The sequence below is a fragment of the Hyphomicrobium sp. CS1BSMeth3 genome, assembly GCF_900117415.1.
In the GTDB taxonomy this organism is placed as follows: Bacteria; Pseudomonadota; Alphaproteobacteria; order Rhizobiales; family Hyphomicrobiaceae.
The window spans coordinates 332,688-353,552 of the sequence record NZ_FPEI01000004.1 but is presented as its reverse complement, the minus strand read 5'-3'; the positions used below and the strand labels follow the sequence as shown (position 1 = coordinate 353,552).

General features: G+C 65.6%; 24 protein-coding genes. 15 read left to right on the top strand and 9 right to left on the bottom strand.

Annotated features, from left to right (window positions below):
* The first annotated feature begins 16 nt into the window (after positions 1 to 16).
* The 3 genes from CS1BSM3_RS05955 to CS1BSM3_RS05945 all read left to right on the top strand — a co-directional run bounded on the left by CS1BSM3_RS05955 (position 17) and on the right by CS1BSM3_RS05945 (position 2,934).
* On the top strand, positions 17 to 1,180 hold the full coding sequence (locus CS1BSM3_RS05955; protein ID WP_072386100.1) for an NAD(P)/FAD-dependent oxidoreductase: 1,164 nt from the start codon (positions 17 to 19) through the stop codon (positions 1,178 to 1,180).
* Between the two features lie 31 nt (positions 1,181 to 1,211).
* The gene (gene pdxY / locus CS1BSM3_RS05950; protein ID WP_072386099.1) at positions 1,212 to 2,009 is read left to right on the top strand and encodes a pyridoxal kinase; all 798 of its coding nucleotides are present in this window, start codon (positions 1,212 to 1,214) and stop codon (positions 2,007 to 2,009) included.
* A gap of 295 nt (positions 2,010 to 2,304) precedes the next feature.
* Positions 2,305 to 2,934, top strand: coding sequence for a TetR/AcrR family transcriptional regulator (locus CS1BSM3_RS05945; protein ID WP_072386098.1), 630 nt, complete (start codon positions 2,305 to 2,307; stop codon positions 2,932 to 2,934).
* 86 nt (positions 2,935 to 3,020) lie between these two features.
* Here CS1BSM3_RS05945 and CS1BSM3_RS05940 read toward each other — a convergent pair whose 3' ends face one another.
* Positions 3,021 to 3,869: a metal-dependent hydrolase gene (locus CS1BSM3_RS05940; protein WP_072386097.1), complete on the bottom strand. Its 849-nt coding sequence runs from the start codon at positions 3,867 to 3,869 to the stop codon at positions 3,021 to 3,023.
* Between the two features lie 307 nt (positions 3,870 to 4,176).
* Between CS1BSM3_RS05940 and CS1BSM3_RS05935 the strand changes: the two genes are divergently transcribed.
* A complete protein-coding gene (locus tag CS1BSM3_RS05935; protein WP_072386096.1) occupies positions 4,177 to 4,449 on the top strand; it encodes a hypothetical protein in 273 nt (90 codons plus the stop codon).
* 15 nt (positions 4,450 to 4,464) lie between these two features.
* On the opposite strand, the gene CS1BSM3_RS05930 is transcribed toward CS1BSM3_RS05935, so the two are convergent.
* A complete protein-coding gene (locus CS1BSM3_RS05930; protein ID WP_072386095.1) occupies positions 4,465 to 5,292 on the bottom strand; it encodes an alpha/beta hydrolase in 828 nt (275 codons plus the stop codon).
* Positions 5,293 to 5,442: 150 nt separating this feature from the next.
* On the opposite strand from CS1BSM3_RS05930, the gene CS1BSM3_RS05925 reads away from it, so the two are divergent.
* From CS1BSM3_RS05925 to CS1BSM3_RS05900, 6 genes are all read left to right on the top strand, one after another.
* Positions 5,443 to 5,820 carry a VOC family protein gene (locus CS1BSM3_RS05925; RefSeq protein WP_072386094.1) on the top strand — a complete coding sequence of 126 codons (378 nt, stop codon included), beginning with the start codon at positions 5,443 to 5,445 and terminating at the stop codon, positions 5,818 to 5,820.
* Positions 5,817 to 6,446, top strand: a complete 630-nt coding sequence (locus tag CS1BSM3_RS05920; RefSeq protein WP_072386093.1) for a class I SAM-dependent DNA methyltransferase — start codon at positions 5,817 to 5,819, stop codon at positions 6,444 to 6,446. The genes CS1BSM3_RS05925 and CS1BSM3_RS05920 overlap by 4 nt, the downstream gene beginning before the upstream one ends.
* Positions 6,447 to 6,733: 287 nt before the next feature.
* Entirely contained in the window at positions 6,734 to 7,336 is a 603-nt protein-coding gene (locus tag CS1BSM3_RS05915; protein WP_072386092.1) for a glutathione S-transferase, read from the top strand.
* Positions 7,337 to 7,385: 49 nt separating this feature from the next.
* Positions 7,386 to 7,703 (top strand): monooxygenase, encoded by a 318-nt coding sequence (locus tag CS1BSM3_RS05910; protein ID WP_072386091.1) that lies wholly within the window; start codon positions 7,386 to 7,388, stop codon positions 7,701 to 7,703.
* Between the two features lie 738 nt (positions 7,704 to 8,441).
* Complete coding sequence (locus CS1BSM3_RS05905; RefSeq protein WP_072386090.1) at positions 8,442 to 9,785, top strand: hypothetical protein; 1,344 nt, start codon at positions 8,442 to 8,444, stop codon at positions 9,783 to 9,785.
* A 183-nt stretch (positions 9,786 to 9,968) separates the two neighbouring features.
* Positions 9,969 to 10,349, top strand: coding sequence for a phasin family protein (locus CS1BSM3_RS05900; protein WP_072386089.1), 381 nt, complete (start codon positions 9,969 to 9,971; stop codon positions 10,347 to 10,349).
* A gap of 14 nt (positions 10,350 to 10,363) precedes the next feature.
* Here the strand turns inward: CS1BSM3_RS05900 and CS1BSM3_RS05895 are convergent, their stop codons facing one another.
* Both CS1BSM3_RS05895 and CS1BSM3_RS05890 read right to left on the bottom strand, forming a co-directional pair.
* The gene (locus tag CS1BSM3_RS05895) at positions 10,364 to 11,623 is read right to left on the bottom strand and encodes an aminopeptidase (RefSeq protein WP_072386088.1); all 1,260 of its coding nucleotides are present in this window, start codon (positions 11,621 to 11,623) and stop codon (positions 10,364 to 10,366) included.
* Positions 11,624 to 11,804: 181 nt separating this feature from the next.
* Complete coding sequence (locus tag CS1BSM3_RS05890; protein WP_072386087.1) at positions 11,805 to 12,059, bottom strand: hypothetical protein; 255 nt, start codon at positions 12,057 to 12,059, stop codon at positions 11,805 to 11,807.
* Between the two features lie 131 nt (positions 12,060 to 12,190).
* Between CS1BSM3_RS05890 and CS1BSM3_RS05885 the strand changes: the two genes are divergently transcribed.
* Positions 12,191 to 12,541, top strand: a complete 351-nt coding sequence (locus CS1BSM3_RS05885; RefSeq protein ID WP_072386086.1) for a GFA family protein — start codon at positions 12,191 to 12,193, stop codon at positions 12,539 to 12,541.
* Here CS1BSM3_RS05885 and CS1BSM3_RS05880 read toward each other — a convergent pair.
* The gene (locus tag CS1BSM3_RS05880) at positions 12,538 to 12,813 is read right to left on the bottom strand and encodes a PilZ domain-containing protein (protein WP_072386085.1); all 276 of its coding nucleotides are present in this window, start codon (positions 12,811 to 12,813) and stop codon (positions 12,538 to 12,540) included. The two genes, CS1BSM3_RS05885 and CS1BSM3_RS05880, sit on opposite strands and share 4 nt — an antisense overlap.
* 341 nt (positions 12,814 to 13,154) lie before the next feature.
* On the opposite strand from CS1BSM3_RS05880, the gene CS1BSM3_RS05875 reads away from it, so the two are divergent.
* Both CS1BSM3_RS05875 and CS1BSM3_RS05870 read left to right on the top strand, forming a co-directional pair.
* Positions 13,155 to 13,853: a DsbA family protein gene (locus CS1BSM3_RS05875; RefSeq protein WP_072386084.1), complete on the top strand. Its 699-nt coding sequence runs from the start codon at positions 13,155 to 13,157 to the stop codon at positions 13,851 to 13,853.
* Between the two features lie 24 nt (positions 13,854 to 13,877).
* The gene (locus CS1BSM3_RS05870) at positions 13,878 to 14,468 is read left to right on the top strand and encodes a peroxidase-related enzyme (RefSeq protein ID WP_174263631.1); all 591 of its coding nucleotides are present in this window, start codon (positions 13,878 to 13,880) and stop codon (positions 14,466 to 14,468) included.
* 91 nt (positions 14,469 to 14,559) lie between these two features.
* On the opposite strand, the gene CS1BSM3_RS05865 is transcribed toward CS1BSM3_RS05870, so the two are convergent.
* Complete coding sequence (locus tag CS1BSM3_RS05865) at positions 14,560 to 15,552, bottom strand: polysaccharide deacetylase family protein (RefSeq protein ID WP_072386083.1); 993 nt, start codon at positions 15,550 to 15,552, stop codon at positions 14,560 to 14,562.
* A gap of 439 nt (positions 15,553 to 15,991) precedes the next feature.
* Here CS1BSM3_RS05865 and CS1BSM3_RS05860 point away from each other — a divergent pair, with 439 nt between their 5' ends.
* Positions 15,992 to 16,612, top strand: coding sequence for an ABC transporter substrate-binding protein (locus CS1BSM3_RS05860; protein WP_072386082.1), 621 nt, complete (start codon positions 15,992 to 15,994; stop codon positions 16,610 to 16,612).
* A gap of 85 nt (positions 16,613 to 16,697) precedes the next feature.
* Here CS1BSM3_RS05860 and leuD read toward each other — a convergent pair whose 3' ends face one another.
* From leuD to CS1BSM3_RS05845, 3 genes are all read right to left on the bottom strand, one after another.
* Entirely contained in the window at positions 16,698 to 17,324 is a 627-nt protein-coding gene (gene leuD, locus CS1BSM3_RS05855) for a 3-isopropylmalate dehydratase small subunit (RefSeq protein ID WP_072386710.1), read from the bottom strand.
* Positions 17,325 to 17,335: 11 nt separating this feature from the next.
* Positions 17,336 to 18,757, bottom strand: coding sequence for a 3-isopropylmalate dehydratase large subunit (gene leuC, locus CS1BSM3_RS05850; RefSeq protein ID WP_072386709.1), 1,422 nt, complete (start codon positions 18,755 to 18,757; stop codon positions 17,336 to 17,338).
* Positions 18,758 to 18,915: 158 nt separating this feature from the next.
* A complete protein-coding gene (locus CS1BSM3_RS05845; protein ID WP_072386081.1) occupies positions 18,916 to 19,410 on the bottom strand; it encodes a hypothetical protein in 495 nt (164 codons plus the stop codon).
* Positions 19,411 to 19,821: 411 nt separating this feature from the next.
* Between CS1BSM3_RS05845 and CS1BSM3_RS05840 the strand changes: the two genes are divergently transcribed.
* On the top strand, positions 19,822 to 20,610 hold the full coding sequence (locus CS1BSM3_RS05840) for an SDR family oxidoreductase (protein WP_072386080.1): 789 nt from the start codon (positions 19,822 to 19,824) through the stop codon (positions 20,608 to 20,610).
* Positions 20,611 to 20,865 lie beyond the last annotated feature (255 nt).

Genomic DNA, 20,865 nt, shown 5'->3' with positions numbered 1-20,865 from the left:
CGAGGAGCGCGCCCTGATGCAGAGCGCGGATGTCGTGATCATCGGCGGGGCTGCGGTCGGCAGCGCGACGGCCGCCTTCCTCTGCCGCGAAGGCTTCAAGGGCCGCGTCGTCGTCGTCGAGAAGGATCCGAGCTACCAGTGGTGCGCGACGGGCCGGTCGGTCGCTTCCATACGGCGGCAGTTCTCGACGCGCGAGAACATCGAGCTCTCGACGTTCGGCTGGCAGTACTTCAGCAGGATCAAAGAGGAATACGGGCCGGAGGCCCATGTCAGCCTCGTCGAGCGCGGCTATGCCATCATGGCGAGTCCCGAGGGGGCGGGTGTGCTCCGCGCCAACATCGCGCTTCAGCAAGGCTTGGGCGCGGATGTCGAGCTGCTGGCGCCGGATGCGCTGAAGGCGCACTTTTCCTGGCTCAATATGGATGATCTGGCTGGCGCGGGATGGGGACGATCTGGCGAAGGCTGGGTGGACCCGCACGCGCATCTCGCACTCATGCGCAAGCGCGCGATCGCGGAGGGCGTGACCTACCTCGCCGACGAGGTCGTGGGCATCGATGTGGAGCGCGGCGCGATTGCGGGCGTGCGCCTTGCCTCGGGCGCCAGGATCGCGACGCGCACGGTCGTGTGCGCGGCAGGCTGGCATTCGCGCAAGGTCGCGGCCATGGCCGGCATCGACCTCCCCGTGCGGCCGAGAAAGCGCTACGTGTTCGTGATCGATTGTCCGACGCCCATTCCGGGTGCGGGCCTGATGATCGATCCGAGCGGCGTCTATTTCCGCCCGGAGGGGCGCTATCACATCACCGGCGTCGCCCCGCCCGAGGACGAGGATCCCGATGCCGAGGACTTCGATATCGAGGATGGTTTCTTCGAGCGCCTCGTCTGGCCGACGCTCGCGCATCGCGTGCCGGCCTTCGAGACGCTGAAGGTCATGAATGCCTGGTGCTGCCACTACGATCTGAGCACGCTCGACCACAATGCCATTCTCGGGCCGCATCCGGACGTGGCGGGCTTCCTGCTCGCGTGCGGCTTCTCGGGGCACGGCCTGCAGCACTCGCCGGGGATCGGCCAGGCCATGGCCGAGCTGATCGTGCACGGCGCCTACCGGACGATCGACCTCACGCGGTTTGGCTGGGCGCGGATCGCGGCGAACGCGCCGCTCGCGGAAGCCAACGTATTCTGAGAGCCAGCCAGGATCACGCCGGGAACGACACATGGGTACGATCCTCGCGATTTCATCTCAGGTCGCGCGCGGGCACGTGGGCCTGAGCGCGGTCGTGCCGGCGCTCCAGGCGCTCGGGCACGAGGTGATCGCGCTGCCGACCATCATGCTCTCGAACCATCCGGGCCACGGCGCCGTCGCCGGCCAGCGCATGGAGCCGGCGCTGCTGAGCCGGATGCTCGCGACGCTGGACGCCCATGGATGGCTCGCGGGCGTCGATGCGGTGCTGAGCGGCTACCTGCCGACGCCGGAGCATGTGGCGGTCGTGGCGGAAGCGGTCGGCCTCGTGCGGGCGCACAGGGCCACGGCGCCTTTCTTCTGCGATCCCGTGCTCGGGGACGACCCCAAGGGCCTCTATATTGCAGAGGACGCCGCACGATCCCTCGCGGAGCGGCTGGTGCCGCTCGCGGACGTGATCTTTCCAAATCGTTTCGAGCTTCAATGGCTCGCAAGCCAACCGGTCACTGATGCCGCAAGCGCGGCGATGGCGGGGCGCGCACTCGGAACATCAGTGACCGTCGCGACCTCAATACCCGCTGGAGATGACGGGCTCGCGACGATGGCGGTGACGGCCGAGGAGGCCTGGACACGGACAGTTGTGCGGATGAACGGCGTTCCAAATGGGACGGGTGACTTGCTCGCCGCCCTGTTCACGGGGCATATGGTTAACGCCTGCGCCGCTCCGATTGCCCTGAAAAGATCCGTGATCGGTGTTCAAGAGGCAATTTGTGCCAGTGCGGGACGAGATGAGCTCAATTTGATTGCCATTTTGAAGGGATTTAGACGCTAGGTGTCGCCTCCGAGGGGGCCTTTGGAGTAACGATAGTCCGCGTCCCAGAGGGAACCAAATTGCATCGTGGCGCGTCTTGAAATTTGGCGTTCAGTGCACAAATCGCACACGCCCTCACGATGCAGATACCTAACGGGATGCGGAAAGAGAGATGTTCCGGCGGTCCGGCTTGCCCGGCCCGTTTGAATACTCTCCCTAGCCACTACTCAAGTCAGGGCCCGAGTTAGCCCTGTTCAGGATGGCTGTAATAGAAGCATTGTCTTGCCGTGCGCTGACAATCTCGTCAGAGGTCTCCATGGGCCGCCGATCAATTCACACCCCGGAACAATTGCGCCAGCTCATTCTGGACGCTGCCGCAGCGATCATCGAGGCGCATGGGCTTGCGGGGCTTTCCGCTCGCGAGATTGCCCGCCGGATCGGCTATTCCCCCGGCACCATCTACAACATGTTCGAGAATCTGGACGATGTCGTGCTGAACGTCGAGGGGCGCGTGCTCGACTCGCTCGACGAGCGCCTCGTGGCGGAGCTCGGCAAGGGCGGTGACCAGAAGGCCCAGGTGCTGCAGCTCGCGCAGACCTATCTCGCGTTCACGCACGAGCGGCCGAAGCTGTGGAACCTGCTGTTCGAGCACTACATGCCGAACGGCGCCGACACGCCGCCCTGGTATCAGGAGAAGCTCGAGCGGCTCATGGGCCGCGTCGAGACGGCGGTCGCGCCGCTCTATCCGCCGGATGCCGTCGTCGAGCGCCAGCGCGCGGCGCGCGTGCTGTGGGCCGGCGTGCACGGCATCACGTCGCTCTCGACAGCGAACAAGCTCTCCAATGTGACGAGCGATGCGGCGGCGCTGCTGGTCAATGACCTGGTCAGCAACTACCTCGCGGGTGTCGCCGCAGGCGCGGGCGCCGCGCGGGCCGCAGCCAACTGAGCATTCCCAGCTTCAAAATGACGGCAGCGGCTCGGACGGCAGGGCGGCAGCCCTGTTAGCGCTTGAAAGCGTCACAGTGGCCGGTCCTACTGTTTCGCGGGCGTGTCGCTCGCGGGAGCCGCTTCCTCGGCCTTGGGGATCGAGCCCGTGGCAATGGGCGCGGCGCTGTCCGGCGAGGCAGCGGGCGTCCTCTTGCCGGCATAGCTCACGACGTTCCCCGTCACGCCGAACCAGTTGTGATCGTGGGGCAGCAGGCGCTGGCGCAGGCCCGACCACATGTTCTTGGATGTCATGCCGTCGACGAACGTCTTGGTCGGCGGGGTCAGCATGAGCGCGGCAACGGTCGCGACGGCCATGGCGATCGAATGGTCGATGCGCCGCCCGTCATAGAACTTGACCGCCGTGCCGAAGGAGCGCTTCACGCGCGTGCCGAGCACATCGACGCTGTAGATCTCGTCGAGCACGAGATGGACCATATAGCCGATGAACATGAAGCCGCCGGCGAGCCAGGCGACCCCCTCATGCCGTCCGAGTACGTAATAGTAGGCGATCGCGGTGACGAACGCGAAGAAGAAGCCCGCGAGGATCGAGTGATAGATGCCGCGGTGGTAGGACATGCGATGGAAGATCGCGTGCACGACAAAGCGGAAGAAGAGGAATGTGCCGATCGAGAGCAGCCATAGCTCGGCGATCGAGAATTTCTCCGCGAAGGCGAACAGAACCGCGAACGAGAAGAAGGCGGCGAGCCCGGCGAACATGGCGCGACCGGCGCGCGAATCCTTGAGGTCGATGTCGGGGAGGACGCTGCCGAGCACGCCGGCGAGCGTGACGGCGACGAGGTTTTCCGGCGCGACAACGTCGGCGGCGAGGGTGAGCGTCGCAAGCATGCCGCTGGCGACAGTGCCGACACCGATATGTGTGGCGAAGTTGGCCATTGCCGCCCCCTGTCCGGAATCCTGGTGCCCGAAAGCCAAATGCCCGAGCGTCGTTCCGCTGCGCGAGACCGACCAGATTCGCTTTGACGAGGAAAGCCTTGCGCACCAAAAAGCTGTGGGGTGGGCGCGCGTTGGGACGGGGTGACGGGGGAATGCCGCAGGCCGCAAGATTGCCCAGATGCGCTGCACTATGCCCGGACCGCCGCGCTGGCACGGCCCATGCTTCTATGGAGGCGAGGCCGCTACGGATGCGGCATGGTCAAAGGTAAATGTGCCGAAACGGCTCTGTGCTGCGTAAGGGAACGCCATGATCAAGAACGAAACGGCCACGACGGAAAGCGAGCCCGTCGAGCTCCGGCCGAGGACCATGGCGGATGGACGCATCGATCTCGCCACCGTGCGCTGGACCATCGAGCACATGCACGATGAGCTCGCACAAAAGCCGCAGCTCGGCCGCGTGCGCAATGCGCTTGCAATCGCGCTTTTGGAGCTCGACCGGGCTCAGCGGGATACGAGGGCCATTACTGCCGAGGACCTCGGTCCGTCCCGTTATTTACCCTGGACCACCAAGCGCACCTGATCGCCGCCGCTCCCGCTAACTGTTCGCCAATGAGACGACGCGTGCCAGAACGGCACTCTCGGGGCGTGCCAGCTCGTCCAGCATGGTGAAGTGGTTGGCATTCGGAACCACGACGCACTCCGCCTTCACGCCGGCCGCACTCCAGGCTGCGGCAAGAGCAAGGCTCTGGCGGATGAACTCCTGACTTTCATCACCGCCGACGGCAGCAACCATGATCGCCGAGGGCGAGGGCTTACGGCCGGCAATGGCATTTGCGGCGCGGGCGCTCGCGACATCGAGCTTCAGGGCCGCGTTGAGTGAGGTCGGGATGAGCGGCTCGGGATCGAAGGCGCCGCTCAGCGCATAGGCGGCGCGCACGAGATCATTCGGGACATCGCCGACCGTGGACCAGTCGGTCGCCAGCATGGTTGCGGCAAGGTGGCCACCCGCGGAGTGTCCGATGACCACGGGGCGCTTCTTCGTGCGCTGATAAAGCGTCTTGAGGCACTGGCGCAGCTCCGTGACGATCGCGGCGACGGTGACTGTCGGCGCGAGTGAGTACGACGGCAGTGCGACGTCGATGCCGCGTGTGTTGAATTCCTTGGCAAGAAAACTTTGGGCCTTGCGATCGCCGCGCTGCCAGTAGCCGCCGTGAATGTAGACGACGAGCGGTGCATTGGCGGCGTTGCGCGCACGGAAGAGGTCATAGCGCTGACGCTCGCCGGGTCCATAGGACTGGTCGGCGAGGAGGTCGGCTTCCTCGCGCCACTTGGCCGAGGCGGCGGCCCAGCGGGCGGCGATCGTCTCGTGCTCGGGGACGCGGCGGCGGTTGTTGTATTCGGCCTCGTAGTCGATCTTCGTCATGTGCGTGCATTCCAAAGCTGCGGCCGAAGCCCATCGATGAGGCCGTAGACTTCACTTTTGCGCGCGGTCGTGCAAGTCTTGCCGCAGGGACACCGCTCCTCAATCCGGTACGCGCACCGCCGCCTCTGCCAGCTATGATCGGAGACGGCGATGGTCCAGACTTCAGTCCAGAACATCAAATTCGGCCGTGCGGCGCCCGGGATCTCGGTTCGCGATATACAGGCGGCTTATGCCTTCTACTCGAGTGTTTTCGGGTTCCAGAAGGTGTTCGAGAACGGCGATCCCGTCGGCTTCATGGTTCTCAAGAAGGACGGCGCGGAGATTCACCTGAACCAGGCTCGCGACCACCGTCCAACCACGGTGAATGTCTTTCATATGTTTGTCGATGACGTGGCCGGGCTCTACGCCATTTGCGAGTCCGCCGGCGTGCGCATCATCAAGTCGCTCAAGGACAAGGACTACGGCCAGCGCGCCTTCGTGTTCGCGGATCCGGATGGCAATCGCATCGACGTCGGTCAGAAGACATGACGCGAGACGCTGTCCATCCATCGTCGAAGCAGATCATCGATCTCTACGAGCGTCATGCGAAGTCATTCGATGCCGATCGTGGGCGCTCGCTGTTCGAGCGGGGCTGGCTCGATCGCTTTCGCGCGCTGATCGCGCCCGGCGCGACGGTCCTCGATATGGGTTGCGGTTCCGGCGAGCCGATCGCGCGCTATCTCATCGAGAGCGGACATGCCGTGACGGGCGTTGATAGCGCGCCTTCGCTCATACAGATCTGCGCGGCGCGTTTTCCCGAGCAGACGTGGATCGTGGCGGACATGCGCAAGCTTGCGCTCGGAGTGAGGTTCGCCGGCATCCTCGCGTGGGACAGCTTCTTTCATCTGACCGTCGAGGATCAGCGCGCGATGTTCGCCATTTTCCGTGCGCACGCGGCGCCGGGGGCCGCACTCATGTTCACGAGCGGACCGGCGCACGGCGAAGCCATCGGCAGCTATTGCGGCGAGCCGCTCTATCATGCGAGTCTCGATGCGGACGAATACGCCGCGCTTCTGAAGGCGAACGGCTTCGAGGTTGTCGCGCACGTCGTCGAGGACGCAACGTGCGGCGGCCGCACGGTCTGGCTCGCCCAGTTCGCCCACGAGGGCACATAAGCCACAGGCAACGCCGACCGACGCCTCCTCCACACTCGGGACATGATCGTGCATAACCGGAAGAGTTGTGCGGCGTGCCCGTGAGGATCCCGGTATGAAGGTCTCACGGGAGCTGGCTGGCGCTGGTGTGGCGGGGTGCCAGGCCGACGGCAAAAGTCTCGGGACGCCGGCCAGCTCTCCAAATCTCACATAATGCTTTGCACGAATCCGGTTGCGGCCAGGCTATTGGCGCGGCACGATCGCGATGTGCCCGTAATCTCAAGAAGAACGCCGAGGAACCGCTCACCATGAAGTTGATGTCGTCGCCGCTGTCGCCCTACGGACGCAAGGTGAAGATTGCCGCGGGCATGAAGGGCCTCGCCGCAAAGATCGAGATCCTGCCGACGGACACGAACAAGGGCGACGATGCGCTCAACAAGCTGAACCCACTCGGCAAGATCCCGTGTCTGATCACGGATGAGGGCGAGGCGGTCTTCGACAGCCACGTGATCTGCGAGTATTTCGACACGCTCAGCGGCGCGCCCGTGCTCTTTCCGAAGAGCGGAGCGGAGCGCTGGCGCACGCTGACGCTCGGCGCGCTGGCCGACGGCATACTCGATGCAGCACTGCTGCTCGTGTACGAGGGGCGCTTTCGGCCCGAGAACATGAAGGTGCAGGCCTGGGTCGATCGCCAGCAGGCGAAAGTCGATCGTGCGCTCGAGCAGCTCGAGGCGGCGCCGCCCGCGTGGAAGGGAAGTCCCGACTACGGCCATCTGACGCTCGCCTGCGCGCTCGGCTATCTGGATTTCCGCCATGGTGGGAAGTGGCGCGCGGGCCATCCGAAGCTCGTGAAGTGGCTCGACGAGTTTGCGGCCGCCGTGCCGGCCTTCGAGGCGACGCGGCCGCAGTAGCTGAGCGCGCCGTCGTGGCGCGCGTGTGCGTAGCGTGAGGAGGAAAGCGATGATTACAGCCATCGTGCGCTTCAAGCTTCCACCGAGCGTCAAGATCGAGGACGCGGCCGAGCTCTTCAAGGGCTCGGCGCCCAAGTACCGCGGTCTCGCCGGGCTCGTGCGGAAATACTACCTCTACAGCGAGAGCGGGATCGGCGGCGGTGTCTATCTCTGGGAGAGCCGGGCCGCGGCCGGGCGCGTCTATACGCCCGAGTGGAAGAAGATGATCGCGGACCGCTACGGCGCGGAGCCGGAGATCAGCTTCTACGAGACGCCCGTCGTGGTCGACAACGCGCTCGACGAAATCCAGGTCGACGCGGCGGAGTAGGGGCAACTGAAAGCCCGGGACGCGAGGGGGCCGAGCGGCTTGCTGCCGTCGGCCGACGACCGCGTGCGGCACGCCGTTTAAGGTTTTGTTAAGTGGTTCGCCGCTATTCTGAGGTCATGCCGGATCGCGTGTCCGTGCGCCGCTCCGAGAGGGCTGGCTGCATGAACATGGCGGGCGCGGGAAGCGCGGGGGGAACGCGGTTTTCTGTGCACCGGCAATTGGATCGGTGGGGCGGCGCGCGAGGCCTAGTGCTGGCGTCGTCCTGCCCGTGAGAAGAGCGGAGGCCCGGAGCCCGAGCTCGATGAGTTGGCGCGCCGGCGCAGGGGAGCCGCTGCGCGCCAAATCCACAGTCGGCGTCAGCATCGACAACTGGTAGAGGCCGAGAGGCCCGGGCGGGTGCGTGCACCTGTCCGTTGCGAGGCGGGCGCCCGGGCCCGCCTCGCTGCATTTTGGGATCGCGGTTCGTGGGCGCCGAGGTCGCGCAGCGCAGGCGGGCCCAAAGGAACGGACCAGCCCGCCTCGCTGCATTTTGGGACCGAAGTTCGTGGGCGCCGACATCGCGCAGCGCAGGCGGGCCCAAAGGAATGGACCAGCCCGCCTCGCTGCATTTTGGGGCGCTCATTGGCGCGCGCCGAGGTCGCGCAGCGCAGGCGGGGACCCAATCTGTCAACGATATTCATGCCCGGACCATGGTAACGCCCCAATCCGCACCCTATGTACGTGTGCGGAGGTACGGCCATGCGCGGGGTGATTTTCGGGTGCGTTGTGGCGGCGACGGCCGGTTTCGGGTCGCTGGCCGTGGCGGCGGAGCCGTCGCGTGACGGCATTGCCGATGTGATCAGGCAGAGTGGCGCGAGCGTTCATCGCGTCCAGGGCACCGTCCAAGGCGCACCGGGCCAGAGCAAAGCGCCGCCGTCTGCGGTGCAGCCGACGGATACAACCCAGGCCGAGCCCATGACGCGCGACCCGCGCGAGGGCGATCCGCTGTACGAGCAGGCGCAGCGCCTCATGAAGGCGATCGACGCCATCCTCAGCGACACCGCGCGCAATCGCGGCGAGGCGCGCAAGCTCCCCTCGAGCAGCGATTTCATCGTGAAGCCGCTCTGGACGGAGACGCGCGAGGATCGCGAGCGCAAGATCCGCGACCTGCTCGATGCCGCGCTCGGGATCGTGACCGATGTTCCCGTGGTCGAGAGCCAGAAGAAGATCGAGGGCCTGCGCAAGAACATCCGCGAGATCGAGGACCGGATCGTGAAGCTGCGCGAGAAGCAGCTCACGGCGCCGAAGAGCGCGCTCATTCCTGGCGTGACAGCGGACACGGTCGACAGCCTCGAGCGCGATATCGCGGATTCGAAGACGCGCATCGATCTCAATCGCGATCAGATCGCGGCGGCCAAGGAGGAGATCCGCGCGGCGCTCGCAAAGAGCGGCATCGAGCTCGGCAATGACCAGATCGACCTGCTGCTCGACGGCGTGCTCTCAGGCGACATCGTGCGTCTCGTCGCGGTGTTCAATTCGGCGAAACTGATTGACGGGCAGCTCGGCAAGCTGCTCGCGGCGTCCGGCGAGAATATCGGCGCGGCGCGCAAGTACTTCGCCATGCACGCGGCGCTCTTCGCCATCCTGGTGCACGCCCAGGACTCGATGATCGACAAGATCGACAAGCAGTACATGCCGAAGCTCGAAGCCATCATGAAGGACGTCGAGCAGGCGCGCACCAAGACCAACCAGCTACTGCGCGCCGAGAACCGGCCCGATCAGCGCCGCGCGCTCGAGGCGAACCGGGAGAGCCAGCGCCTCGCCGAGGATGCAGCCAAGGGCTATCGGCGCTACCTCCTCCAGCAGCGCGAGCAGATTGCGCGGGCGCGGTCGCGCGCGACGCACGATCTGAAGATCGCGGACAATACCTACGAGACGGTCGAGGCGAGCTTCCAGCTCCGTGTGCTCATGCGCGAGAGCGCGACGACTTTCGAAGCGCTCCAGAAGATCGAGGCGCCGACATTCGAGCAGATCTTCCGCAACGAGGAACTGCGGCGCGAGTTCGAGAGTCTTACCCGAAAGCTCGATCAGCCAACGAGTTGAGCGCGAGCGCCTGCGTCCCGCCTGATCCCGCGTGCACCCGGCATCTTGCGATCGCCTGGCGTTCAGGGTTATCCGTCTGTCAGAAGCCTGATAGACTGAATGCGGAAGCAGAGCCTACAGAGCCTAGTGTCCCGATCGTCACACTAGTCTGATACAGACGCGGATCATTCAGAGGAGGCGTTCATGGCCCAAAATCCCTTCGAGTTCCCTCAGCAGATGCGCGAGCTCGCCGAGAAGAATGTCGAGCAGGCCCGCGCGACCTATGGCCAGTTCATGGATGCCATGGCGCAGGCCGTCGGCATGTGGACGAAGGGCCTGCCCGCCAATGAGCTCACGAACGGGTTCCAGGCCGTCCAGGAGCGGGCGATCGGCTTCGCCAAGGAAAATGCCGAGGCGAGCTTCGCGCTCGCGAGCGATCTGGCGGCGGCGAAGGACGTGCAGGAGGTGCTGACGCTGCAGACGCAGTTCGCGCAATCGCAGATCCAGACCTTTGCCTCGCAGGCGCAGGAGCTCGGCAAGATGATGGCCGGCGCCATGCAGCAGGGCATGACGCCGAAGCGCTGAAGCGGCGGCGTCGCTCAGGACGCCCACTCGCCCTTGCGGAAGACCGGCACGCGGCGGCCGTCTGCGTGCACGCCGTCGATATCGATCTTGTCCGAGCCGATCATCCAGTCGATGTGGATGAAGCTCTTGTTGCCGCCCTGCGCCGCGATCTGCTCGGGACTAAGCTTGCTGCCATCGATGAAGCATTTCGAGTAGCACTGCCCGAGCGCGATGTGGCAGGCGGCATTCTCGTCGAAGAGCGTATTGTAGAAGAGCAGCCCGCTCTTCGAGATCGGTGAGGAATGGGGCACGAGCGCCACCTCGCCGAGACGGCGCGCGCCGTCGTCCGTATCCAGAACCTTGTTGAGCACTTCCTCGCCCTTGGAGGCCTTGGCCTCGACGATGCGGCCTGCCTCGAAGCGCACGGCGATGTTGTCGATCAGCGTGCCCTGATAGGAGAGCGGCTTCGTGCTCGAGACGTGGCCGCTGACGCGGCGCGCGTGCGGCGTCGTGAAGACTTCCTCGGTCGGGATGTTCGGATTGCACGTGATGCCGTTCTTGGCCGTCGACGAGCCGCCCTGCCACTCGTGGCCATCGGCGAGGCCGACGATCAGGTCCGTGCCGGGGCCGGTGAAGTGGAGGGCCGAGAAGTGCTGGCCGTTGAGCCATGCCGTGCGGCTCTGGAGCGCGGCATTGTGCTTGGCCCAGGCGGTGACGGGATCGGTGCCATCGACGCGCGAGGCTGAGAAGATCGCATCGGCGAGCCTGGTGACGGCGACATCCTCCGCCTCGCCTGGAAAGACGAGCTTGGCCCAGGACGGACCGGGATAGGCGACGATGTTCCAGTTGATGTCGAAGCCGGCGATCTTTTCCAGCGCCGGCTGATAGGCCATCGAGTTCGCCTTGCTCGCGCGCGCGACCTTCGAAGGATCTTCGCCGGCGAGCAGCATGGGGTTGTCGCCGACCACGGCGAGGCGCGCTGTGTTGTTGTCGAAGGCCTTGGCAATGCCCTCGTAGAGCCAGCCGGCGGCGCGGTCGAAGCTCGCGTCGGGCGCATTGCGGTAGCGCGCGAGCGTGATCTCCTCGTCGGAGAGCAGCGTGGTGACGAGGCCCGCGCCGGCCTTGTAGGCGTGCTCGGCAATGCGGCGCACGAGCGGAAGCGCGGTGACCGGGGCGGTCAAGAAGAGATCCTGGCCCGGCCGGAGCTGCAGGCCGACTTTCACGGCCACCTCGGCGAGGCGGTCGAGCTTGACGGGATCGATGGCGGTGGCGTCGTTCCTCGGAGGTGTGGGCATGCGCAAAGCCTGACGAGTTGGGAATGATGACTGTCGGCGACTATAGCCGGCCCGGCGGCGCCTCGTGTGGTGATTCCGAAGTCCGCCGCCCCTGCCAGCTTCAAAACTCTCTGATCCGCAGCATACACACCCGCCACCTGCCTGCCGCGCGCTGCGGCAATCGGCCCGTGCACGCCGCGTTTCAGCGCGCGCGCTGCATTCTGACGGTCGGATATCGGGTCTGGCCGGGAAAGAAGCCGCGGCCCTTGCTGCGCGCGCCGATTTGGATGCGCGTTGTCATGCCGTTGAAGTATCTGGCGCGCAGCGTCGGACCGGACCCGAGATATTCTTTCTGGATATTGTAGTCCGAGAGCGTCCGCGGGCCGCCCTTGGCGAAGCCGGGCGAAGCGGGCGAGAGGAATGAAAGCGCGAGCGCGATGGGAGCGGCACGCATCATGGTCTTGTCTCATTCAGCTCGAAAGATCGGGTAGCTCCGAGGATCGGGGACCGGCGCCGGCCGGCAGTGTCGGGGACTGCCAATCATCTGTCGCGGTGATGCGCGGAAAAGTTCATTCGGGAGCATGTGCCATGGCATTCGAAGGTAGCTGTCACTGCGGCGCCGTCCGCTTCGCAGTCGATGCGGATCCGCCGGCCAATGCCGTGAGCTGCAATTGCTCTCATTGCCGCCGCAAGGGCTTCCTGCTCGCGTTCTACCCGGCGGAGGCTTTCACGCTGATCAGCGGTGCGGACGCGCTACGGCCCTACACCTTCAATACTCACAAGATCGAGCATCAGTTCTGCGCGACATGCGGCACCGAGGCGTTCGCCTACGGCGCCAATCCCGACGGCTCGCCGGTGCGCGCGGTCAATCTGCGCTGCGTCCCCTCGATCGATCTCGACAGCCTGACGGTGCAGAGCTTCGACGGCGCGAGCCGCTAGTCCTCGTCCGCGTCCTCGGGCGGGTCGGTGAACTCGACGCCCATGGTCTCCCCACGCCGCCACACGACCTTCGCGGCGTACTGCCGGTTGGCGTGAGCGTCGAGAAGCGTGAATTCACTCGGGAGGCCGACGGTCGTCGGCACTTCGAGCCGCGCGCCCGTCACGGAGAGATTGCGGATGATGCAGTCCACGACGGAGTTGCCTTCCGCGAAGATGATCTTGCCGCTCTTGAGGACGCGCTGGCGCCTGATGATTCGCTTTTCTTCTGTCATGCTTTTTGAATGCTCGATCGCCTGATGGTGATACGAGCGAGGCGGCTGATGGTTCCGGGGTGTGGGCGTCCGATCGTGAGGCCGGCGTGAGCGTACGCGGGCGCTTGTTTGACTTGGTCTTGCTCGCTCACTAAAGCAACGGACTTGAAATTCGCCTCACGTCGACGGCGGGCAGGGAGCGAATTTCAAGTCCAAAGTTGCTTTAGGACTGTTTGACTCTAAAGCGTCTTTGGACCTCAAATGCGATATCGAGCCCGATCCGAACCGTGGGTCGCATTTGAGGGTCCGACGCTTTAGCGTGATGCAACGGGGCTGTCGAGCGCCCCGGGAAAGGTCCCAAAATGACCGATACGGCAATTCCGTCGGCGGACGGCAGCGGCCGCGAAGGGCTGCACTTCATCTACTTCGCCGATCCCATGTGCTCGTGGTGCTATGGCTTCGCGCCGGTGATCCGCGCGCTCGCGCAGCAGTTCGAAGGGCGCTTGCCCGTGCGCATGGTCATGGGCGGTCTCAGAGCCGGCAACACGAAGGAGATGACGGAGAAGGATCGCGAGTACATCCGCGGGGCGTGGACGCGCGTCGGCGAGGCCTCGGGCCAGCCCTTCGACTTCTCGTTCTTCGAGCGCGAGCACTTCGTCTACGACACCGAGCCCGCGTGCCGCGCCGTCGTCACCATGCGGCGCCTCGCGCCGGAGAACGCGCTCGCCTTCAAGGCCCGCGTCTCGCGCGCCTTCTACGGCGAGAACCGAGACACGACCGACGTGAAGGTGCTGGCCGCGCTCGCGCCCGAGTTCGGCATCGATGCGGAACGCTTCGAGCTCGAGATGCTCTCGGCCGAGGCGCGCAACGAGACCTTCCGCGATTTTCTCACGAGCCAACAGGCGGGCGTGCAGGGCTTCCCGCTGCTCGCGGCCGGCACCGAGGCCGGCGGCTATGCGCTCGTAACGAGCGGCTTTCGTCCGCTCGATGGCTTGCCCGAGGCGATCGAGTCGTGGCTCGCGGCCGGCGCGCCCGTTCACGCGGCGAAGCAAGAGCAGTAATTCCAGCAGAGATCACTCGAGGCCATGAACAAGCAATCGCCCGCCAGCAACATGCTGCCCATCAGCCGCTTCCCCGTGCCGAAGCTCAAGGATCTGCCGGAGGACATCCGCACGCGCATCGAGACCGTGCAGGAGAAGTCCGGCTTCATTCCGAACGTGTTTCTGGTGCTGGCCCATCGCCCGGACGAGTTCCGCGCCTTCATGGCCTACCACGACACGCTCATGGACAAGAGCGAGGGGCTCACCAAGGCCGAGCGCGAGATGATCGTCGTCGCGACGAGTGCGGCCAACCAGTGCCAGTACTGCGTGATCGCGCACGGGGCCATCCTGCGCATCCGCGCGAAGAACCCGCTCGTTGCCGATCAGATCGCGATCAACTACCGCAAGGCGGACATCACGCCGCGCCAGCGCGCCATGCTCGACTTCGCCATGAAGGTCGCGCTCGAGGCGGAGACGGTCGGGGACGAGGATTTCAAGGGGCTCAAGAAGCAGGGCTTCAGCGACGACGAGGTCTGGGATATCGGCGCGATCGCGGCGTTCTTCGCGCTCTCGAACCGCATGGCCAATCTCACGGCCATGCGCCCGAACGACGAGTTCTACAAGCTGGGGCGGTAAGGCTTTCCCCTCTCCCCGTTCTTACGGGGAGAAGGGGAAGGGGAGTCCATTGATCTCAGGAAATGCCGCGCAATAGCAGCGCGACGTCAGCTCACCAGCGCCCGAAGATCGTGTCGCGCCAGTCGCGCGTATCGCGGATGCGCTGCTGCGAGGCGGCGGGCGCCTCCGCCTGCTGAGGCGCCGGCCTCGCCGCCGGGGCCGAGCTCGGGCGCACGGCGGCAACGCGCGGCGGGCGCGCATGACGATCGCGCTCGAGCCGCTGATCGTACTCCGCGACCGTCGACTGGCTCTGCTTCGGCTTGATGTGCACGATGCGATAGCCGCGCGACTTCAGCTCGACGAGCATCTGGCGAATGCCGTGCGCCGTCGAAGGCTGGATGTCGTGGAAGAGGATGATGCCCTTCTTCTTTTCCTGAAGGCCGCGCAGCACGTTGGCGATCATGCGCGACGGGCTCTTGGTGCGAAAGTCGTGCGAATCGACGTCGATCGAGATGTTGGCGATGTCGCGGCTCTGCAGATGGCGCTGTCCCGCGCCGGGATCGCTCAAGTAGGGAAAGCGGAAGAAGGGGGCGGTCGGGCCGTCGAGCGCGAGCTGGGCGGCGCTGATGCCGAGCTCGATCTGGGATTCGACCTGTGCCGCACTGCTCCGACCGAGATTGGCGTGCGCCCAGGTGTGCGTGCCGATCGTGTGACCGCGCCGGCCGACCTCGCGCAACTGCGCGGGGAAGCTCAGTGCGCGCTGCCCGAGGACGAAGAACGTCGCCTTGGTGCACTGCTCGTCGAGCGCATCCAGGATCATGGGCGTGAACGACGGATGGGGGCCGTCGTCGAACGTCAGGACGACTTCGCCTTCCTGGAGGAAGTCATGATCGCGGTACTGCAGCCGCCCGAAGCGGGGGCCGCCGGTCGTATCGATCTCGACCGTGCGCGAGACACCGAGCGTATTGGGACCGGCCTTGCACTTGGACTGTGGCTGCGCATCCTGCTGCGCCGCGAGCGGTGATACCCCCGACTGGATCGCCGCGATGCTTCCGATTGCTATGACCGCGACGGCCCACCGCGTGACTAGCCCCGCCCTTATCATGCCGTCTCTCCAGGTACCGCTTGCCGAACCGGTGTTCTTCGTTCCGGCGCCGTTTTTCATTTCGGCACCACAGTGCACCGTTCATGCCGATTCGGGTGCGGCCACGTTCGTGTCCCCGTACGGTGCGAGAATCGAGCCCTCGCACGACGCATAACAGCAGGACTTTGATCATACGGCGCATGAATATCCAATGACCGGGATGCCGCGGGTGGCCCTCGATCGGGCCAAAAGAGGCGGGATCGGGGCAGAAACGCGCGGGCGTTGCGCCGGTGCCACGGTATGGCCGGGCCTATTCATCATGTGGAGCGGGGACCTTTGACCGCGCTGCGCGGCGCGCGGCATATGTGGCGGAGCGGGACGGCCGGTCACCTATTATCCACATTTTCGGGACTAGTATCCGCCCATCCGAATACAACCCGACCAGTTGCGAGGCCGAGGGATGCGCACGTGGTTCAATCGATCATGCCTGCCGGCGAAGGCTTGGGCCGGGATGGCTCTGGCGGCCCTCGTGGCCCTGTCGCTGGTCAAGGCGCCGGCCGATGCCCGGCCGTCCTCCGGCAAGCCGGCCGATCCGGCGGTCGCTTTCATGGAGCAGGTCGCGCGTGATCTGCTGGCGGGCGCGCGGACCCAGTCGCCGATCCTGCTGTCGAATGCGGTCAAGCGGTACGGCGACGTCAACTACATCGGCTCGTACTCGCTCGGCACGTACCGGGCCAAGCTCTCGCAGGCCGATCGCCCGATCTACCTCAACGGCATGGTCCGCTTCATCGGCCGCTATGCCGCGACCCAGGTGCCGAAGTACCCGGTCGTGAAGTACGAGCTCATGAGCCCGAGCATTCAGGGCGGCTCCGGCATCATGGTCGACAGCAAGATCACGCTGCGCGACGGCTCGCAGTACGACGTGCGCTGGCTGCTGGTGAAGGTCGGCAACACGTATCGCGTGCGCGATGCCATGGTCTATGGCTTCTGGGTCACGCCGTTCCTGAAGCAGCTCTTCGAGACCTACATCGGTGAGCAGGGCGGCGACGTGAAGGCACTGGTGGTGGTGTTGAACCGGTAGTTCCACCACACCGACGCGCAGCCGACAAAGAAAGAGCGCCGGCCCTCATATGGGACCGGCGCTTTTGATTTTGTGCGCGCGGGGCTCAGAGCCAGTCGCATTCCGCGGCGGCGCGGCGCTCGTGAGCGGCGATGGCATCGGCGTAGGTGAGCGTCAGCGAGATGTCGTCGGTGCCTTGCAGGAGGCACTGCTTGCGGAAGCTGTCGATCTCGAAGCTCTGCGTCCAGTTGTCGGGGCCGGTGACGGTCTGGGATTCGAGATCGACGGTGATGCTGGCATCCGGGCGCCGCGCGAGGTGGTCGAGCATTTCGCGGATGCGCTCGGCGGGGAGGCGGATCGGCAGGGCGCCGTTCTGGAAGCTGTTGTTGTGGAAGATGTCGCCGAAGCTCGGCGCGATGAAGACGCGAAAGCCGTTGTCGACGAGCACGGTGACGGCGTGCTCGCGGCTCGATCCGCAGCCGAAATTGCGCTCGGCAATGAGGATCTGCGCGCCCTTGGCCGTCGGCGCATTGAGCGCGAACCCCTCGCGCGGCGAGCCGTCCTCGCGATAGCGCACGTCATTGAAGAGATGCGGCACCTGCTCGGCACGCGGGAGCGCGAGGAAGCGCGCCGGGATGATCTGGTCGGTATCGACGTTCGGCTGGTCGATGGCGACGGCCGTCGCGGTCAGCCGGTCGAAGGGGCGAGACTGCTGCTTGTGCTCGGTGCTCATGTTCATGTCTCCTAGGCCGGCAGCAGACGGCGGACGTCGGTGAAGCGGCCGGTGACGGCAGCCGCGGCAGCCATGGCGGGACTGACGAGGTGCGTGCGCACGCCCTTGCCCTGCCGACCGACGAAATTGCGGTTCGAGGTCGAGGCAATGCGCTCGCCGGGCCTGCCGATCTCGCCGTTCATGCCGACGCACATGGAGCAGCCCGCTTCGCGCCACTCGAAGCCCGCTTCGGTGAAGATCTTGTCGAGGCCCTCGGCCTCGGCCTGCTCCTTGATGATGCCGGAGCCGGGAACGATCCAGCTCGGTATCTGCGCCTTGCGGCCCTTGGCGACGGCGGCGGCCATGCGCAGGTCCTCGATGCGGCTGTTGGTGCACGAGCCGATGAACACGCGGTCGACGGGGATCTCGGCGATCGGCGTGCCGGGCTCGAGGCCCATGTAGGCGAGCGCGCGGGCTTGCCCGTCGCGGCGGGCGGCGTCGGATGCGCTGGCCGGATCGGGCACGGCTTCGGTGACGGGGGCTGCATCCTCGGGGCTCGTGCCCCAGGTGACCATGGGCGCGATCTCGGGGCCGGAGAGCGTGACCTCGCGGTCGAAGGTGGCGCCATCGTCGGTCGGCAGCGTGCGCCAGAAGGCGAGCGCGCGGTCCCAGGCCTCGCCTTTGGGGGCATAGGGCCGGCCGGCGATGAACTCGTAGGTCTTGTCGTCGGGGGCGATCATGCCGGCGCGGCCGCCGCCCTCGATGGACATGTTGCAGAGCGTGAGCCGGCCCTCGATCGAGAGCTGGCGAATGCCGCTGCCGGCATATTCGAGCACGTGGCCGGTGCCGCCGGCGGCGCCGATCCGCGCGATGATGGCGAGGATGACGTCCTTCCCCGTGATGCCGAAGCCGAGCGGACCGTCGATGTTGACGCGCATGGCCTTGGGTTTGCGCTGCCAGAGCGACTGCGTGGCGAGGACGTGGGTCACTTCCGAGGAGCCGATGCCGAAGGCGAGACAGCCGAGCGCGCCGTGCGTGGACGTGTGGCTGTCGCCGCAGACGAGCGTGATGCCGGGGAGCGTGATGCCCTGCTCGGGGCCGACGACGTGGACGATGCCCTGCCGGCGGTCGCCGATGTCGAAGATGGTCACGCCGGTCGAGGCGGCGTGCTCGGCGAGGCCGACGACCATGCGCTTGTGGTTCGGATCCGCGATCGTGGATTTGTCGCGCGTGTTGGTCGGCATGTAGTGGTCGGGCGTTGCGAAGGAGCGCTCGGGATGGCGGATCTTCATGCCGTTGGCGGCGAGGCGCCGGAAGGCATTGTACGAGCCGTCGTGGAGGAGGTGGCGGTCGATATAGAGGAGGGTGTAGCCGTCGGGGCGGTCGACGACGACGTGACGCCGCCAGATCTTCTCGAACATGGTCGCCGCTGTGGCGCCCTGTGCTTCAGCCATGCTGCTGCGCTCCTCCATTGGGCCGCGATTTGGGATCGGTCATGCCGAGCCCGAGCGGATTTTGTTCTTGTTCTAATTGATGGCACGAGGGGCCAGGGGCGTCCAGCCGCGGCGGGCGCGGGCTGGTCTGCGTGCAATGCGGTGTCCGGACGAAGCTTTCAACGGCGGCGGAAGAGACCGCCGATCCTGCTCATGAGGGACTGGGGGCCAGGCTCGGGAGGCTCGGCGGGCTCGATGATCGCGGCCGGTGTCGCATCGCCCGCGCCGCTGGCGTGCGCCCTCAGCGCAGGGATGCCGTTGAACAGGCTCAGCACGGAGTCTTCCGCGCCCTCGGTCAGATGCTTGAGGACCTTGTTGAAGGGAAAGACGGCGAGATCGCCGTCGAGGACGACGGCCCAGCCGTGCTCCGTGTCCTGCCATCTGCCGCCGTAAGCCTCGATGATGCAGGTGCCGAGAAAGGAGCCGAGGTTGTCGCAGAGCGTCTCGCTCGTATCGACCTCGCCCTTGTCGACGAGACCCTGGATGTAGCTATCGAGCCAGCGCACGCCCGCGGCATCGAAGCCGATGTCCTGCTGGAACTCGTTGCGCGCGACGGCGAGCACCATCTCGGCATTGGCGCGGATCATCTCCTCGGGCGAGAGGTTCTCGCTCATGACTTCCTGGGCTTCCTGGTTGGGTTCCCCGTGCGCGCCTCGGTGGTTGGCACGTCCACTGAGGACTATAGAGAGCCGTTGCCGGCAGTGATACCCGTGGCGTGGTGCGAATGGCGCGATGGTGCATGGGGGTGTGACACCGGGGCCGCAAGGCCGGGGCGCGCGGGGGGACGGTGACATGTCCGGACGTTTGATCTAGTGTCCCGTTTCCGAAGTTCGCCCCACCTCGATGCTGACGTTCCGAGCGAGCTTCGGAAACAAAAGGGGCACTAGAATCATAATTTTGCTCGTGTGATTCAGATCGAGAAATTCGCTCCATACCGGCCGCGACAGGTGGCGAATTTCTCGATCATTACACGAGCTTCCGAGCACGCCCCGCCGAAGCGTGGCTGAAGGGAAAGGAAACGTTCCATGAAACTCATGAAGGGAAAGGTCGCCTGGGTCACGGGCGCGGGGACGGGCATCGGCGAGGCAGGGGCGATCGGCCTTGCGGCGGAGGGCGCGCATGTGGTGCTGAGCGGGCGCCGGGCGGCGCCGCTCGAGACGGTGGCGAAGCGCATTGCTGAGGATGGCGGCTCGGCTGAGGTGCTGGCGGTCGATCTCACGAAGGCGTCCGAGGTCGAGAAGGCCGTTGCGAACATCAAGCAGAAGCATGGGCGCATCGACGTCCTGGTCAACAATGCCGGCGTGAACATCCCCGACCGGAGCTGGCACCGCATCTCGCCCGACGGCATCGACACGCTGATCCACGGCAATCTCTCGAGCGCGGCCTACGTGGCGCGCGCCGTGCTGCCGGTCATGCGCGCGCAGAAGGACGGGCTGATCATTCACACGGCTTCGTGGGCCGGCCGCTATGTCGGGCCGGTGCCGGGGCCGCTCTACATCGCGGCGAAGCACGGCGTGGTCGCCATGAGCCATTCGATCAATCTCGAGGAGTGCCAGCACGGCATTCGCTCGACGGTCGTGTGCCCCGGCGAGGTCGCGACGCCGATCATGCAGCAGCGCGATCCGCCGGAGCCGCCCGAGGCGCTCGCGCGGATGCTGCAGTCCGAGGACCTCGGCAATCTCATTGTCTATCTGGCGATGCAGCCACAGCACGTGTGCATCAACGAGGTGGTGATCAGCCCGACGCACAATCGCGGCTACATCGGCCAGATGCGCGCGCGCCAGCAGCAGCAGGAAGCCGCGCGGAAGAAATAGGCCGCGCAGATTTTTGGAAGCAGAAGGCGCCGTCGGCTAGTGTCCCAATTCCGAAGTTCGCCGCACCTCGATGCCGGCGTTCTGAGCGAACTTCGGAATTAAAAGGGACACTAGAATCATAAACTTGCTAGTGTGATTCAGATCGAGAAATTCGCTCGATGCGGCGCCGCGGGAGGTGGCGAATTTCTCGATCATCACACTAGCCCGGTGGCGTCCATGATGACTGACGGGCGCCCTGTGTGCGCCCAAGTGAGG

Excerpts from the sequence above, each read along its gene's own strand:
- CS1BSM3_RS05955 (WP_072386100.1), top strand. The coding sequence starts at position 17 with ATGCAGAGCGCGGATGTCGTGATCATCGGCGGGGCTGCGGTCGGCAGC.
- pdxY (WP_072386099.1), top strand. The coding sequence starts at position 1,212 with ATGGGTACGATCCTCGCGATTTCATCTCAGGTCGCGCGCGGGCACGTG.
- CS1BSM3_RS05945 (WP_072386098.1), top strand. The coding sequence starts at position 2,305 with ATGGGCCGCCGATCAATTCACACCCCGGAACAATTGCGCCAGCTCATT.
- CS1BSM3_RS05940 (WP_072386097.1), bottom strand. The coding sequence starts at position 3,869 with ATGGCCAACTTCGCCACACATATCGGTGTCGGCACTGTCGCCAGCGGC.
- CS1BSM3_RS05935 (WP_072386096.1), top strand. The coding sequence starts at position 4,177 with ATGATCAAGAACGAAACGGCCACGACGGAAAGCGAGCCCGTCGAGCTC.
- CS1BSM3_RS05930 (WP_072386095.1), bottom strand. The coding sequence starts at position 5,292 with ATGACGAAGATCGACTACGAGGCCGAATACAACAACCGCCGCCGCGTC.
- CS1BSM3_RS05925 (WP_072386094.1), top strand. The coding sequence starts at position 5,443 with ATGGTCCAGACTTCAGTCCAGAACATCAAATTCGGCCGTGCGGCGCCC.
- CS1BSM3_RS05920 (WP_072386093.1), top strand. The coding sequence starts at position 5,817 with ATGACGCGAGACGCTGTCCATCCATCGTCGAAGCAGATCATCGATCTC.
- CS1BSM3_RS05915 (WP_072386092.1), top strand. The coding sequence starts at position 6,734 with ATGAAGTTGATGTCGTCGCCGCTGTCGCCCTACGGACGCAAGGTGAAG.
- CS1BSM3_RS05910 (WP_072386091.1), top strand. The coding sequence starts at position 7,386 with ATGATTACAGCCATCGTGCGCTTCAAGCTTCCACCGAGCGTCAAGATC.
- CS1BSM3_RS05905 (WP_072386090.1), top strand. The coding sequence starts at position 8,442 with ATGCGCGGGGTGATTTTCGGGTGCGTTGTGGCGGCGACGGCCGGTTTC.
- CS1BSM3_RS05900 (WP_072386089.1), top strand. The coding sequence starts at position 9,969 with ATGGCCCAAAATCCCTTCGAGTTCCCTCAGCAGATGCGCGAGCTCGCC.
- CS1BSM3_RS05895 (WP_072386088.1), bottom strand. The coding sequence starts at position 11,623 with ATGCCCACACCTCCGAGGAACGACGCCACCGCCATCGATCCCGTCAAG.
- CS1BSM3_RS05890 (WP_072386087.1), bottom strand. The coding sequence starts at position 12,059 with ATGATGCGTGCCGCTCCCATCGCGCTCGCGCTTTCATTCCTCTCGCCC.
- CS1BSM3_RS05885 (WP_072386086.1), top strand. The coding sequence starts at position 12,191 with ATGGCATTCGAAGGTAGCTGTCACTGCGGCGCCGTCCGCTTCGCAGTC.
- CS1BSM3_RS05880 (WP_072386085.1), bottom strand. The coding sequence starts at position 12,813 with ATGACAGAAGAAAAGCGAATCATCAGGCGCCAGCGCGTCCTCAAGAGC.
- CS1BSM3_RS05875 (WP_072386084.1), top strand. The coding sequence starts at position 13,155 with ATGACCGATACGGCAATTCCGTCGGCGGACGGCAGCGGCCGCGAAGGG.
- CS1BSM3_RS05870 (WP_174263631.1), top strand. The coding sequence starts at position 13,878 with ATGAACAAGCAATCGCCCGCCAGCAACATGCTGCCCATCAGCCGCTTC.
- CS1BSM3_RS05865 (WP_072386083.1), bottom strand. The coding sequence starts at position 15,552 with ATGATAAGGGCGGGGCTAGTCACGCGGTGGGCCGTCGCGGTCATAGCA.
- CS1BSM3_RS05860 (WP_072386082.1), top strand. The coding sequence starts at position 15,992 with ATGCGCACGTGGTTCAATCGATCATGCCTGCCGGCGAAGGCTTGGGCC.
- leuD (WP_072386710.1), bottom strand. The coding sequence starts at position 17,324 with ATGAGCACCGAGCACAAGCAGCAGTCTCGCCCCTTCGACCGGCTGACC.
- leuC (WP_072386709.1), bottom strand. The coding sequence starts at position 18,757 with ATGGCTGAAGCACAGGGCGCCACAGCGGCGACCATGTTCGAGAAGATC.
- CS1BSM3_RS05845 (WP_072386081.1), bottom strand. The coding sequence starts at position 19,410 with ATGAGCGAGAACCTCTCGCCCGAGGAGATGATCCGCGCCAATGCCGAG.
- CS1BSM3_RS05840 (WP_072386080.1), top strand. The coding sequence starts at position 19,822 with ATGAAACTCATGAAGGGAAAGGTCGCCTGGGTCACGGGCGCGGGGACG.